General features: G+C 46.3%; 11 protein-coding genes. 7 read left to right on the forward strand and 4 right to left on the reverse strand.

Annotated features, from left to right (window positions below; all coding sequences use genetic code 11):
- Positions 1 to 77 precede the first annotated feature (77 nt).
- From CXK86_RS16595 to CXK86_RS16605, 3 genes are read left to right on the forward strand one after another with little or no spacing between them, the layout of a single operon-like run.
- Positions 78 to 287 (forward strand): helix-turn-helix transcriptional regulator, encoded by a 210-nt coding sequence (locus CXK86_RS16595; protein WP_036669037.1) that lies wholly within the window; start codon positions 78 to 80, stop codon positions 285 to 287.
- Between the two features lies 1 nt (position 288).
- Complete coding sequence (locus CXK86_RS16600) at positions 289 to 1,059, forward strand: DUF3169 family protein (protein WP_076251515.1); 771 nt, start codon at positions 289 to 291, stop codon at positions 1,057 to 1,059.
- Between the two features lie 50 nt (positions 1,060 to 1,109).
- Positions 1,110 to 3,317 (forward strand): serine hydrolase domain-containing protein, encoded by a 2,208-nt coding sequence (locus CXK86_RS16605; protein WP_101314106.1) that lies wholly within the window; start codon positions 1,110 to 1,112, stop codon positions 3,315 to 3,317.
- Positions 3,318 to 3,470: 153 nt separating this feature from the next.
- On the opposite strand, the gene CXK86_RS16610 is transcribed toward CXK86_RS16605, so the two are convergent.
- Together CXK86_RS16610 and CXK86_RS16615 are read right to left on the reverse strand one after the other, a co-directional pair.
- Complete coding sequence (locus CXK86_RS16610) at positions 3,471 to 4,520, reverse strand: hypothetical protein (protein WP_101314107.1); 1,050 nt, start codon at positions 4,518 to 4,520, stop codon at positions 3,471 to 3,473.
- Complete coding sequence (locus tag CXK86_RS16615) at positions 4,520 to 6,355, reverse strand: HSP90 family protein (protein ID WP_101314108.1); 1,836 nt, start codon at positions 6,353 to 6,355, stop codon at positions 4,520 to 4,522. Before CXK86_RS16615 ends, CXK86_RS16610 begins: the two co-directional genes overlap by 1 nt.
- Positions 6,356 to 6,801: 446 nt before the next feature.
- Between CXK86_RS16615 and CXK86_RS16620 the strand changes: the two genes are divergently transcribed.
- From CXK86_RS16620 to CXK86_RS16630, 3 genes are all read left to right on the forward strand, one after another.
- Positions 6,802 to 7,707, forward strand: coding sequence for an ABC transporter ATP-binding protein (locus tag CXK86_RS16620; RefSeq protein WP_100529957.1), 906 nt, complete (start codon positions 6,802 to 6,804; stop codon positions 7,705 to 7,707).
- Complete coding sequence (locus CXK86_RS16625) at positions 7,700 to 8,533, forward strand: ABC transporter permease subunit (RefSeq protein WP_101314109.1); 834 nt, start codon at positions 7,700 to 7,702, stop codon at positions 8,531 to 8,533. The genes CXK86_RS16620 and CXK86_RS16625 overlap by 8 nt, the downstream gene beginning before the upstream one ends.
- A 136-nt stretch (positions 8,534 to 8,669) precedes the next feature.
- The gene (locus tag CXK86_RS16630; protein WP_257467882.1) at positions 8,670 to 9,464 is read left to right on the forward strand and encodes a MurR/RpiR family transcriptional regulator; all 795 of its coding nucleotides are present in this window, start codon (positions 8,670 to 8,672) and stop codon (positions 9,462 to 9,464) included.
- A gap of 3 nt (positions 9,465 to 9,467) precedes the next feature.
- Here CXK86_RS16630 and CXK86_RS16635 read toward each other — a convergent pair whose 3' ends face one another.
- Both CXK86_RS16635 and CXK86_RS16640 read right to left on the reverse strand, forming a co-directional pair.
- Entirely contained in the window at positions 9,468 to 10,454 is a 987-nt protein-coding gene (locus CXK86_RS16635; RefSeq protein ID WP_101314197.1) for a Gfo/Idh/MocA family protein, read from the reverse strand.
- Positions 10,455 to 10,486: 32 nt separating this feature from the next.
- On the reverse strand, positions 10,487 to 11,500 hold the full coding sequence (locus CXK86_RS16640) for a Gfo/Idh/MocA family oxidoreductase (protein WP_101314111.1): 1,014 nt from the start codon (positions 11,498 to 11,500) through the stop codon (positions 10,487 to 10,489).
- 243 nt (positions 11,501 to 11,743) lie between these two features.
- Here CXK86_RS16640 and CXK86_RS16645 point away from each other — a divergent pair, with 243 nt between their 5' ends.
- Positions 11,744 to 13,030, forward strand: coding sequence for a DUF5050 domain-containing protein (locus tag CXK86_RS16645; RefSeq protein WP_101314112.1), 1,287 nt, complete (start codon positions 11,744 to 11,746; stop codon positions 13,028 to 13,030).
- The last annotated feature ends 135 nt before the right edge of the window (positions 13,031 to 13,165 follow it).

The raw sequence follows: 13,165 nt of genomic DNA on the forward strand, positions 1-13,165 counted from the left end.
ATGATCTTTAACATTTTGTATATTATAGTTTACATTTAGTCAAATATCATGTACATTAGGTTCATGGAGGTGAGCAAGTGGAAGAATTACACAATCACGTTCGGGAGTTACGAGCCAGAGACCGGATATCCCAAGCAGAACTGGCCAAACTCATTGGTGCATCCCGTCAAACCATTGCCCTGATTGAGCGTGGAGATTACTCTCCGTCGGTCGTTCTGGCACTAAAAATAGCACATGTATTTCGTGAACCTGTCGAAAAAATCTTTGAACTGAAAGGTGGAGATTAAAATGAAAAATTCATCATCCTCGTCCATTAAAAAGCGGTTGCGTCTTCCCTTGTATGCAGCCGGTGGCGCTGTAGTTGGTTTTCTCGGAGCTAGCGGAGTCAGTAAACTCCCTTCTGACTTGAACTGGACGCTGTCCGTGTATTATGACTATGATCTTTTATTCGCAATCCTGGCGGCTCTTGTGGTAGTTATGACGGTGTGGAACATCTTCAGTCTCTCCCGCACGCCATCTGTCCCTCCCATGGAAGATGATGCTTATGGAGATTCCGATTCACTCATCTCTCCCGCAGAGCGCTCCCTCGGAAAAGCGATGATACTCAGCGGATTCAGCGTTATTCTTACGTTTACCTGGGCAGCACTTGCTTTGTCCTTGTATGCATCCAACCGAACCATGCCGAATTCTCCAGAACTGTTCAACCTCTTGAATTTTGTTGCTTCATGTATCTCTATTATCATCGTTGTGGTCGTGCAAACTCTGACTGTAAAGCGATACAACCGTTATTATCCTGAGCGCACTCTGGATCTGAACTCGCGCAACATGAAGAAGGATCATTTTGAGAAGCTCGATGAAGGCGAGAAATGGATTGTCTATCGCGCAGCCTATCGTTCTTTTCAGATGATGAATGTACTTCTTGGTGTTGGAATGGTTTCTATGGTTCTATATTCGATGCTCTTTACCTTTGCTCCATTCCCGATTGTAATGCTCTCTGTGATCTGGATTGCCAACATTGGAATCTATTATCGTGAAACCTATCGTGCAAGTAATCAGTAATACATGAGTAGGTAACTATTTTGTAAATATTTTCATAAAGGAGTGTTTGCATGCATTTATCCAAACGAAAGACCCGTTTCAGGTTCACCTCCCTAACAGGAGCTTTTATGGCTGCGGTTCTGTCTCTCAGTCTGTGGGTACCCGCAGTCCAGGCGGAGACCGCGACTCCAGTAGCTGCTGAACAAGGAAAGACGAAAGCGCTGACAACCGAATCGGCTACAGCTTTTCTGGATTCTTTCTTCGATTCACCTGAGGCAAAACCCCATTATGTGGGAGCCTCCGTTGTTGTTGTGAAGGATGGCAAAGTTCTGGCGGAAAAAGGATATGGCTTCTCCGATGTGGAGAGTAAAACAGCGATCGATCCGAAAAATACGGCCTTCCGTGTAGCCTCTGTATCCAAAACGTTCACGTCAGCTGCTGTAATGCAGCTAGTGGAGCAAGGCAAGGTTGATCTGCAAGCTGATTTTCAGACCTATGTGAAAGGGCTCGAATTCGATAATCCTTTTGACAAACCTGTAACTGTGGAGAACCTGCTCACACACACGACCGGATTCGAGATCCGTGATCCCCAGCAGGAAGACATCCATACTGATTTCGACAAGTACATAGCGATGGAGGATTACGCAAAGCAACATATGCCTCCTGTCGTTCGAGAGCCTGGTAGCGCCTACATGTACGATAATTTCTCGTTTTTGCTGCTTGGCATGATTGTTGAAAATGTAAGCGGCGAACCCTTTGAATCCTACATGCAACAACATATCTTCAAACCGCTAGGAATGGATAACAGCAGTTTCATGCTGGACAAAAAGTTCCAAAAGCAGCTGGCTACTGGCTATGATGCGGCACACAATCCGCTTGATCTGTACACCATCGCTCCAACACCTATGCCTCAAGGCGGCATGTTGTCTACCGCAGAAGACATTGGGAAGTTCATGATCGCTTTCCTGAATGATGGCGTGAAGGACAACAAGCGAATTTTCAAGGAATCCACGGTGAAAAGCATGGAACAGTACCGTTCTTCCATTCATCCACTGTTACCAAACACCACGTATGGATTCGAAGCTGCATTTCAGCTTCCCGGAGCAGGAAGTAGTCCAAGTATCATTACAAAAGGAGGCGACCTGACCGGATTCAGCTCTTATCTCTTCCTTATTCCCGAGCAAAATACAGGCGTTTTCCTGACGTATAATCAGAATGGAGCACTTCGTAATCTGTTCTACCCTGCATTCATCCAGAGCTTCTTCCCGGAATATGCAGAGCCTGTACAGTTCAAGGATTACACGCCGCAATCCGCAGCTGAGCTGCAACGCTTCACCGGATTGTACGCAGATCTTCGACTTAGCACGATTGTAAGTTCCTTGAAAGGTGGCGGGGATAAGCCAGGACAACTGAGCATTAACGATGTATTCCTGGGTCAACGCAACCTGATTCAGGTGGAAGATAATCTCTTCAAAGATGAATTGACTGGTCAATTCACAGCATTCAAAGAATATGCAGATGGAACCACATACATGAAAGAACCTTACCTCAACCCTATGGGTTATGAGAAAAAAGGTCAAAAGCCTATGGGCTTCCGGGATGTTCGTGAGAACAGTCCTTATGCCGAAGCCATCTATGCCATACAATCTCTTGGATATTATGAGAATGATGGCAACAAGTCTTTCCAACCAAAAACAGGTGTGACACGAGCTGAATTTATTGAGAACACCCTTAAACTGAGTGGATTGAAGCCCAGCAAAACTACGCCTCCTGCTGGCACCGACTGGGCAGATCATGCAGCAGCCGGATATATTCAACTCGGATATGAGTTGGGTATGATTACTGGCACGGACGAACAGCAATTTAAGCCGGATCAAGTGATTATCCGACAGGAAGCAATGGTCATGATGTGGAGAATTATGCAACTACAATATCCTAGCGAACTGTTCAATGATGTGAAACTTGCGGGGCACACAGATGCATGGGCTGTACCAGCCATTCAGATGATGGCGAAGCTTGGTATCCATGGACCCGAGGTGAAGGTAATGGAGGATGGTTCTGTTGATTTCCTTTCCCGCAAACCTCTGATTCGTCAGGAAGAGGCTGCGATCATGTATGCGCTGCTTACCCAACCAACAGATCAAATCGTCGCTGAACTGATGGCAGCTCAACAACCACAAGCAGAACCTGCCGAAGGAGCTGAGCCTGCAGATGAGACATCTGAAACTGCGCCGGTTCCTGTACCAGTAACGGTCCCTTCTGCAACATCAGCACAATAAAAATAAAATATCTTCATACCGATTAGATTGATCATGCTTATGATGCAAGAAAAAAACAGGCTTGTTCAGAAGGATACGATCCTTCTCGAACAAGCCTGTTTCGTTACTTTTCATAACTTATTATAGCGATCGGTTAATGAGTTATATCCGTCTCTATTCGATCAACGAAGATACATGGAGGTTCCCGTTGCGCTGATCAAACTTGGCTGCAGCGGTCTGAGCATGCTCCGCAAAGTAATCGGCCAGCTTGAGCAGGTCGCCCGGATCGCCTTCATACGGGAAGGATGCTGGCAGACGCAATCGGTATTCTGGAGATTCTTCCACCCAGCGGCGAAGCAACGATGCTGCTCTGGCATAAAACAACATTTTGGCGTAAGGATCTTCATGATCAGCAGCAAACACCAGTGTTTCCTCCAGCACATCAATGCCTTTTGCCGGATTTGTACGTGTGAGATAATCCATCTGCTCCGCAAAACTCTGCACAAAATCGTTCTGGCCTTTGATCAGGCGATATCCCTTGGTCTGATGTTTATCTGCTTCCGCAGTCCGTCCCAACCGATATAACGGCATCAAAATTTCAGATAAAGTCAGATGGGGAATCTCCGCACAGCTCATACGCCCTTTCAGGATAGGCTGTGCCGCCACCAACACCTTCTCATCGTCTCCTTTTAACAAGAAATATCGCATAATCTCATCCTGCTCACAGGCTTCGCAGTCACTCATAAAGTCACGATCCATCGTTCTGAATCGATCATAACTGCGTCCCGCTTCCTCCAGCTCCCCAAAATCCATAAAGATCCGGAACCGATAATACCAGTAGGAGCGTTCGCTGTAACCATAGGACTTGAAACGCCGTCCGAAATCCTCCAACAGCTCTAGGATCTTCTCGCGTGATATTTCCGGGAAGTCGGGCATCTTGCCCAATATCCATTTGTACGACCACATTAACGTTTCTTCATCATATTCTTCGGGCTGTTGGTCGAACTTGCCCAGCTGCCAGGAAAAAGCAATCAGTGCTTTCATCGGATAACCACAGAATGTTGCTGTCTCCACAATCTCCGATCTTGCTTCATATGCCTCTTCCTCCATGCCGTTCACATCGGCAACTCTTGCCGCTTCCTCCAGCATACCAAGCTTCGCCGGACCATTGGGCAAACCATAGGCCTCGTCCATCAGTTCTTCAAAATCCATCTCTGTCTTCATCAGGCTTCCCCCTTACGATCTGTATTGGCACGCAAACCCCAATCAATAAAACGAATAATGCCCTGATTTAACACTTCAAGCTCCTGCTTGCTCATGGCATAATGCCCCATCATCAGTGCATTGACGTATAACATTTCGATGGCAATCGGTGTCATCTGGTCATCCGGTGATGTCAGTACCCGCTGAATGATCGGATTACTCACGTTCAAATACAAGGTTGAGTACCCTGCTGAACTCATACCAGAAGACAATGAACCCAGAACAGACGAGAACAATTCCGTGCTCTCCTCGCTTGCTTTTTCAAGCGCACGAAGTGTTGAGGATTCCTGAGACAGCGTGAACAACACTGGCAGATCCGATGGCTTAAAACCTTTCACCTCAGCCCGACAACGGAAGCGCTGTAAGGCAGAATCGGCCAGTCGCAACGCATCATAATACTGATTACGCTCAGCGGGTGGCACATCGGTGAAACTCATCGAGACCTGATCCGGCTGTAGCCGCTCCGTGTGTACGTTGTGCACGGTCATCGGCAGTGTCGCCATCAAATCGCTGTCATAGATGTAACCACCGTTAATTACCAGCATCGATTGTGCGGAAGCTACATGATGAATCTGACGGTACTCATCAACAGAGGACGTGAAATACAATGTCTCTCCTTCATCGATCAGCTCACCCAATTCACGGTGACCCCTCGTACTCTCAAATGGCAACCAGCGATGAATCATCGCGTAGAATGCTTGATCCTGCACAGCCAATGCCTTCATGGACAGAGCATGCAGACGAATCAGCTTCTGAAGCCGTTCCGTCTGGCTCTCAGCCATGTCGGCCAGTCCCTTGCGAAGTGCGTCTCCGAGTTCGGAGCGAACTTCCTCCAGCTTTTCATTTTCATAAAAATGTTCCCGTGATGCCGTCGGTTGAAGCTCATCTGTCCAGATCAGACATTTCACGAAGAAAGCCCACTCTGGCAAAATGTTCTCGGCCTTCTCCGAAATCAGCATTCGCTTCAAGTAAACCCGGTGAGAACGCTTGGCGTTCAGATTAACCGCGTGTGGCAGTACAAAAGCAATACCCCCGGTACGGCCTGAAGCCGTTGTCAACGGAATGAAGTCTTGGAACTGCTCGCCAAGCAGACGTTCACCAAATGCCAATACCTCCGCTCTGCGTGAACGTGCGAGTGCAGGGTCCATCAGCCAGATCGGTGTCTCGCTATTCACCACATGTTGCGCGCCGTCATGATACAGCGTGACCGGATACGGCAATAATGCTCCGTAATAGAACAGAGCCTCTTTCACATACTCTGGTTCAAAGTAGTGCGCCGCGTCCGGTGTGCAACGCAGATATACTTTGGTCCCCGGGGACAGCTGTGTGTCCAACTGTCGAATCGTATAGGTGCCATCCGGCTTGCCCCGCCACTCCATCGAAGGGCCGCCCTTCGCGGATTGCGTCAGCATGACAATTTCGTGACTCACCATGAAACAGGATAACAACCCGATCCCGAAACGCCCGATAAAGGACGTCTCTCCATCCAGCAGCGCTTGCTGCCCCCTCTTCGAGGATTGTCCAATCATCGCCAGGAATTCATGGATGTCAGCTTCAGTCAAGCCGATGCCGTTATCCTCCACCATCATGGTCAATTGCTCACCTGTTCCCGTCAGTTCAACACGAACTTCACCCTGATACCCTGGCTCCGACTCCGTTCGTGCGGTAATCGCATCCGTCGCATTCTGCATCAGTTCGCGCAAGAACACTTTAGGACTGCTATATAGATGGTTGGATAAAATCTGGATCATCCCGCTCAGGTTCACTTGAAAACGATATTCATTGGATGCTGTCATGACTCACTCACCTTCCTCTACGTCCAATACACAATATGTACCCATACGATGTATTCATATGGATGTGTTAGACGAATTCATTATGTAATCGTTAGAAACAGACGTTCCCCGTGACAGGCACGCCAAAACATCACGTCAAGCCGGCCCTGAATAACCAAGACCGGCGTTATATGCATATTTCAGGCATTCATGAGACGTAAGGCCTTATCTTTCATTACCACGTTATGAATAGCAATGAAACGGATGTTCTACCCTAAAATAAGGATACATGTTACAAGACAGAGTGAAAACAAACCTGAGACCCGATTTCAGGCAGACTTCAGGGTAAATGTGCATCCTCCATTCGGGACTATTGAAGGAGGAAAATATCTTTTTTGTCGTCCATTTGAACGATATCAGCCTACCACACGTATAATCTCCAAACTCAGATCGGACGGTGAATATACATGATCGAAGTACGCAACATATCCAAGCAATTCAAAGTGCATCAAGCACTGCATGATGTCAGTTTTACAGTTAAACAAGGCAGTGTCACCGGGTTGATTGGACCCAACGGTTCGGGCAAAACCACACTGATCCGTATCATGAATGGGGTTTTGGGCGCTTCCAGTGGACAGGTAACCATTAACGGATTGGACGCCGCTTGTGAGGCAGAGAAAGTACTGGCCATGTGTGGCACTCTTACCGAGCAAAGTGGATTATATGAAAATATGAGCGGGCGTGACAATCTGACTTTCTTCGCAGATGTTTTTGGCCTGAAGCATGCCAAGAAACGAATCGACGAGCTTGTAAATCTGTTCGAGTTGCAGGATTATCAGCATCGAAAAGTCGGCACCTATAGCACAGGCATGAAGAAACGCTTGGGCCTTGCACGAGTACTCTTGCACCGTCCTTCCATCCTGTTTCTGGATGAGCCCACCAATGGCCTGGATCCGGATGGAATTCAGATGGTGCTGCGCATTATCCGTCAGTTAAATAAGGAAGAAAAGATGACAATCCTGGTCTCATCCCATGTGCTGTCCCAACTGTCAGCTGTCTGTGATCATTATATTTTCATGGAAAAGGGGCGCATCGTGGAGGAAGGCACGGAACAGGAGATTGTTAGCCGGTACCTGTCCACTCCGAAGCTCGAAGTAGAAGCCGACATGCCAGAAGGATGGCACACGGCAACCGACTTTACACCTGAAATAATCTCCGCACATCAAGCAGTATTTCAGCTTACATCGCGTGAAGATATTCCATTACTGCTAAGGCAATTAACGGAGCATGGTCAAGTCTATCAGGCCCGCATCACGGGCAGTGATCTGGAAAGTATCTATTTTGCCATAAGGGAGGCACACCACCATGAATAACCGCCAAGCCATACGTGCACTGGTACGTAAAGATATCCGATCCGTCACAGCCAGCGTTCAGCTCTGGTTGCCCATGTTGATCGTTCCACTGATTATCGGAATCATTATGCCCTCCGCCCTTCTGTGGGCGGCCTCCAGAATGGAACTTCGTTCTCTGGGCAACATCAGCTTTCTACTCGAATCATTGGATGCGTTAACCCATGGTGGACAGATTCCTCAGCTTGCTTCCATGCCTACAGATAATCATCGTATTGTCTATTACTTGGCCGTGTATATGTTCGCTCCCTTGTTTCTCATCATTCCGGTGATGGCCTCCAGTATTCTGACGGCCAATAGTTTCGCTGGTGAGAAGGAACGTAAGACGCTGGAAGGGTTGTTATTCACACCGATCAGCATGGACACTCTTTTTAAAGGCAAAGTGCTAGCTGCCCTGATCCCTTCCATTCTATTATCCTGGGTTACTTTCCTGATCTATGGAATCATTGCCAATATTCTGATGTACCCCATGTTTGGAACGTTGATGTTTCCCAATCTGAACTGGATCATACTTGTCGTGTGGGTTGTTCCCGCTTGCAGTCTTATGGTCATTTTATTAAACGTCCTGATCTCGGCCAAGGTCCGTGGGTTCCAGGAAGCCTATCAACTCGGCGGATTAATTGTCCTTCCCCTCATCGCCTTAGTCGCTGGTCAAGCCAGTGGCATGCTGCTGATTGGTCCTTGGATGTTAGTCATGATTGGAGCAGTGCTCCTGCTCATAAGTGTGGTTCTTCTTCGTCTGGTCACGTCGTGGAATAGTCGTCAGCAACTGGCGGAAAGTCAGATCTGAATGATGTGGAGTGTAGCGACGAAAATCAACAAACTACACTGTCGCTCCGCTATACAGATTGAGAAATAAATAAGTGCAGGTTATGATGTGGAGATATATGCTAAGGGATGATTTTAGAGAGGAATGGAACAACTGTATGGAATCCAAACTACTTCAAAAATTAAAATATGCTTCACAATTAACGGCACAGGAGAAGCATATTGTGGACTATATCCTAAGCAATCCCGAAGTTGTATTTGATTCTACAGCCCATGAACTGGCTCAGCAGACCTATACAAGCTCATCCACCATTGTTCGCTTATGCAAAAAGCTGGGTACCAAGGGGTACCCAGACTTTCAGTTAAAACTTGCTCTTGAATATCAACAGATACCTTCCGCGTTGCAGACGCAGGATCATGCAATTGCAGAACAAGGCAACGTGCTGGCTGCCATCGACTCAGTTCCTTACCTGTATCAGCAGGCGCTAGATGATACGCGCCGGATGTTAAATGCTCCTGTTTTGCTACGAATCGCGAACTGGGTCAAAGAATCCGTACGTATCGATATCTATGGCAGTGATATGAATTATTATCTGGCTCAACAGGCTTGTGCCAAGTGGAATGAACTCGGCATATCTGCCATTGCTCATAATAGTCCCAACATGCATTATTTGAACACAATGAATCCCAATAGCCTGACGCTGTCTTTTGTTATCTCACACACAGGTGAGAACCAATCTATGATTGAAGCCGCCAAAGTGCTGAGCAACAAACAGATGAAAGTCATCGCGGTCACGGGCAACAACCATTCAACCCTGTCCAGACATTGTGATGAAACGTTACTGGCTTACGGATACAATGAACAGTTAAGACTGTCCAAAATGTCTTCGATGGTCTCGGTACTCTACATTTTCGACATGTTGTACATGGGGAGCATTAGCGATACGTATTAACGATTAACGCTGGTCTGCTGTAAATACAATCCCGGCATCCTTACGTGCACTCATAAGTACACTCATTACAGACTGGCTGTGTTCGAGCAGTTCGTAACACCGTTTGTGATCACCACTTGCATGGATGTCCCTGAACGCTTCCCACTCATAGTACAGCCAATTCAATTTGGTCTGCGCATTATACGCCACAGCAGGCTCATTCCCGATCTGAAGCTTGATCTCCCGGCAACCGTTAGCTCCTCCTACAACCTGAAGATAACCTTTCTCGCCCTGAATAAGCACAAAGTTCATGCTGTTTGTGTCTTTGGCACCTACACATTCCGCAATAAACTCCGGATATTGGAGAACCACTACACCTGATGTATCAATGCCGTTTGCATGCTTGTTCGCGGTATACGATACGGTATTCGGACTGCCAAACAGATTCATGACCAGATGCAGATTATAAATATTGATATCCATCAGCGCGCCACCAGAGAAATGTGGATTGAATACGTTCGGCGTTTCCCCTGCAAGCAGATCATTGTATTTGCGCGAGTATTGACTGTAGTTACACTGGATGAGTTTGATCGGACCAAGCTTTGGTAGCTGCTCCTGTATGACTTTAATATTGGGCAGATGAATGTTGGAGATGGCTTCAAACAACAACAGATTCTTTTCTTTTGCAAGTGCAATCAGCGTTTCTGCTTCCTGAAGCGTGGATGTGAACGGTTTTTCGCAGACGACATGTTTGCCATGTTGAAGTGCCTGATAGGCCTGTTCATAGTGCATGCTGTTTGGTGAAGCAATATATACGAGATCTACATTTGTATCTGAAAATAGGGATTCCAGGTCCGTATAGATGGTATCGACCCCATACTTACCCGCAAGCTCCTGTGCTGTCTCTCTCTTCCGGGAGTACATCGCTGTACACGTAACATCTTCCAGCTCATTGATCGCAGATAAAATGGCATCTACAATGGACCCTGTACCAATCGTTGCTATATTCATCATATCGTTTCGCTCCTGTCGTTGGTTGTTTGTCAGTTGGCTCTCTTCGCCGCTTCGATTCCGTCATGTAAAATATCCAATACATATAAAACCTCTTCATCCTTGACCGGTTTATCACCGTTATGTCGAATGGCTTGAAACAGTTGATCATATAAAATGCCATAGTCTGTCGCTTCCGAAGGAACTTTCTCCGTATGTGATGTTCCCTCATCGTCCACATAACTAATCGTACCCCAGTTATTCTCCGGTTCAGCTTCAATGGATACCCTGGTTCGTCCATCTCCATTTTTCGTTTGATGCCCACTGCTATATTTAACAAAGCTCCCTCGATCCCCGTGTACAATGAATTTTGGATGTTCGATCTTCACAAGCAGACTGCACTTAATCGTGGCCTTCATTCGTCCATAACGAAAATCAATATCGATATAATCATCGGATTCACCCGGCGCGATCAAACTCCGAACATCATATTCAATTCGGTCAGCTACGCCATATATAGAGATTAACTGATCGATGGTATGTACGGCCAAACCATGCAGCAATCCAAATCCACTTCTCGCATACTGCGGGTGAAAATAATCATAGTGGGACTGGATTTCAACAATATTCCCCAGTTTGCCGCTCTCAATCACTTTTTTCAATGTCAGAAAGTCACCATCAAATCTGCGATTTTGATTTGCCATGGCGATGAGATTTTTACGATTGGCTAGTTCAAAAATATCTTTGGCTGCCGCAGAAGTGGAGGCAAATGGTTTCTCCACCAGTACATGTTTCCCGCGTTCCAATGCCAGCTTAGCGTACTCTACATGGCTATCCACATGGGTGGCGATAACAATCAATTCAATCTCATCATCTTGCAATATGTCTTCAATATTCGTCGAAAAAGTAATCTCGGGATAGAGTGATTCACGCTCTGTATCACCAACCCGATCTTCCTCTCGACGATATATCATCTTCACCCTGATGTTTTCTTTTTTGTCCAGATAAGGAAAATGATAATTCACCACTGCGTTCCCAAATCCGATGATCGCCACATTCATTAACATGATCGCTCACTCCTCTGCTCTGGTTGAGTGTAATGTTATCACGATCAAGTCAGGCGGAGAATGCTTTGGGACGGGATTGGCAGCATCATGCGCAATTCGATTTCAGGTTTGAATGACTATGAAATTCAATTTCATCCTCTTCTTTTTTTCATGTTTGAGAGCTAACATATCTTCCATAGTTTACCGATATAACATAAGGAATTAACGACATACATATAGAAGAACGAAGGGGACGATGAACGAATGAAAACAAGGTATACATACGTACAACGCACCATCTGTACATTGCTGTTATTTACACTCATTGCAGCAGTGACATTGGGAGGTGGAACCGCAGCCGAGGCAGCTTCACTTAACCAATCCACAGTGTATTATGAGTCCGACGGAGTTTTGTACAAAGTATCCGCGGATGGCAGCAATACAACAGAAGTATTAATTGATTTCCAAAATGTGGACTTGCTCGCGGCAGGCTCTTATCTCTACTACACGCAGACTGCTTCTTCCACAACCTTGCTTCGGGTTCCGAATGACGGGTCCAGCGATGCGGCAGAGACATTTGCTACAGATGTACTCAGCTATTACACGGATAACGGATTTATCTATTATCTGGATGCTACAGGTACCATTTATCGCGCGAATGGCAATAGTGACGCTTCATCTGTCACCAAGATTGCTGACAAGGCTGATACCGACTTCCCATTCCTCCTGGTAACCAAAGGGCGCGCCTACTATAATGCGTTAGTTAATGGAAACACGTGGATCGTGTCCAAAACGTCCAACGGTGCTGGAGCAGTGCAGCGGATTGCCGCAGGCGCAGTGGAAGGACGTTATTTTACGAATCAAGCCAAAAACGAACTGCAACTGATGGTAAATACAGACCCCTACGAGGATTTCTATTCCACCAATGCTGTTGTCATGTATAAGGTGAAATACAACACTGGCAAAGCAACTGCGGTAAATCCCAAAGCCAAACTGGATGTGAATGCTGTATATTCCGGTGGTTGGGGAAACAATCTTTACGTGTATAACAAGGGAATCGTTCTCGACAGCAATAAGGATTACAATTATGCCAAAGGCAAAGCGTTTGCGTTAACCACTTCAGCCAAAACACTTCAACTTCATAACAAAAGCGTTCGTGAAGTAAGTGCCTTAGGTACAGACAAGGTTGTCCTTATTGATGCAGACAAAAAGGCTTATGCCAAAACGGTCTCGGGCAACAAAGTGACCAAGTCTGCCAATCTGAACCTGAACAATGTAACGTATGTTGCGAATCAATTGACCAATGGTACATCTACGGCTGCATACATCTCGGGCAACAATGGACTCTATTCGGTTAATACAGCTCTCAAGGTAACGAAACTTACCGGGGACGAATGGGATGCATTCCATATCAGAGATGATGTTTCGGGCCTCTTCTACATCAATGCCAAAGATCAATATCGCTTGTATCACGTGCAAACGGGTGGAACAGGGAAAAAAGTAATGAGTGACGTTTTCCTCGACAATATTCTATTGGTGACACCGTACTAACATATCATGTTGATGCAGGCGTATAGCCCATTCAACGGACTTGTCCATAATAAAAAGGATTACCTTGTAGCCATAACGGCTCTTGGAGTCCTTTTTTGGTTGTCGAAAACTATTTTTCAAAAATATCTTCCATAT

Origin of the sequence: Paenibacillus sp. BGI2013, assembly GCF_002843485.1 — a bacterium.
GTDB lineage: Bacteria > Bacillota > Bacilli > Paenibacillales > Paenibacillaceae > Paenibacillus > Paenibacillus amylolyticus.

Coding starts and splice junctions, on each gene's coding strand:
- CXK86_RS16600 (WP_076251515.1), top strand. CDS start 289: ATGAAAAATTCATCATCCTCGTCCATTAAAAAGCGGTTGCGTCTTCCC.
- CXK86_RS16605 (WP_101314106.1), top strand. CDS start 1,110: ATGCATTTATCCAAACGAAAGACCCGTTTCAGGTTCACCTCCCTAACA.
- CXK86_RS16610 (WP_101314107.1), bottom strand. CDS start 4,520: ATGAAGACAGAGATGGATTTTGAAGAACTGATGGACGAGGCCTATGGT.
- CXK86_RS16615 (WP_101314108.1), bottom strand. CDS start 6,355: ATGACAGCATCCAATGAATATCGTTTTCAAGTGAACCTGAGCGGGATG.
- CXK86_RS16620 (WP_100529957.1), top strand. CDS start 6,802: ATGATCGAAGTACGCAACATATCCAAGCAATTCAAAGTGCATCAAGCA.
- CXK86_RS16625 (WP_101314109.1), top strand. CDS start 7,700: ATGAATAACCGCCAAGCCATACGTGCACTGGTACGTAAAGATATCCGA.
- CXK86_RS16630 (WP_257467882.1), top strand. CDS start 8,670: ATGGAATCCAAACTACTTCAAAAATTAAAATATGCTTCACAATTAACG.
- CXK86_RS16635 (WP_101314197.1), bottom strand. CDS start 10,454: ATGAATATAGCAACGATTGGTACAGGGTCCATTGTAGATGCCATTTTA.
- CXK86_RS16640 (WP_101314111.1), bottom strand. CDS start 11,500: ATGTTAATGAATGTGGCGATCATCGGATTTGGGAACGCAGTGGTGAAT.
- CXK86_RS16645 (WP_101314112.1), top strand. CDS start 11,744: ATGAAAACAAGGTATACATACGTACAACGCACCATCTGTACATTGCTG.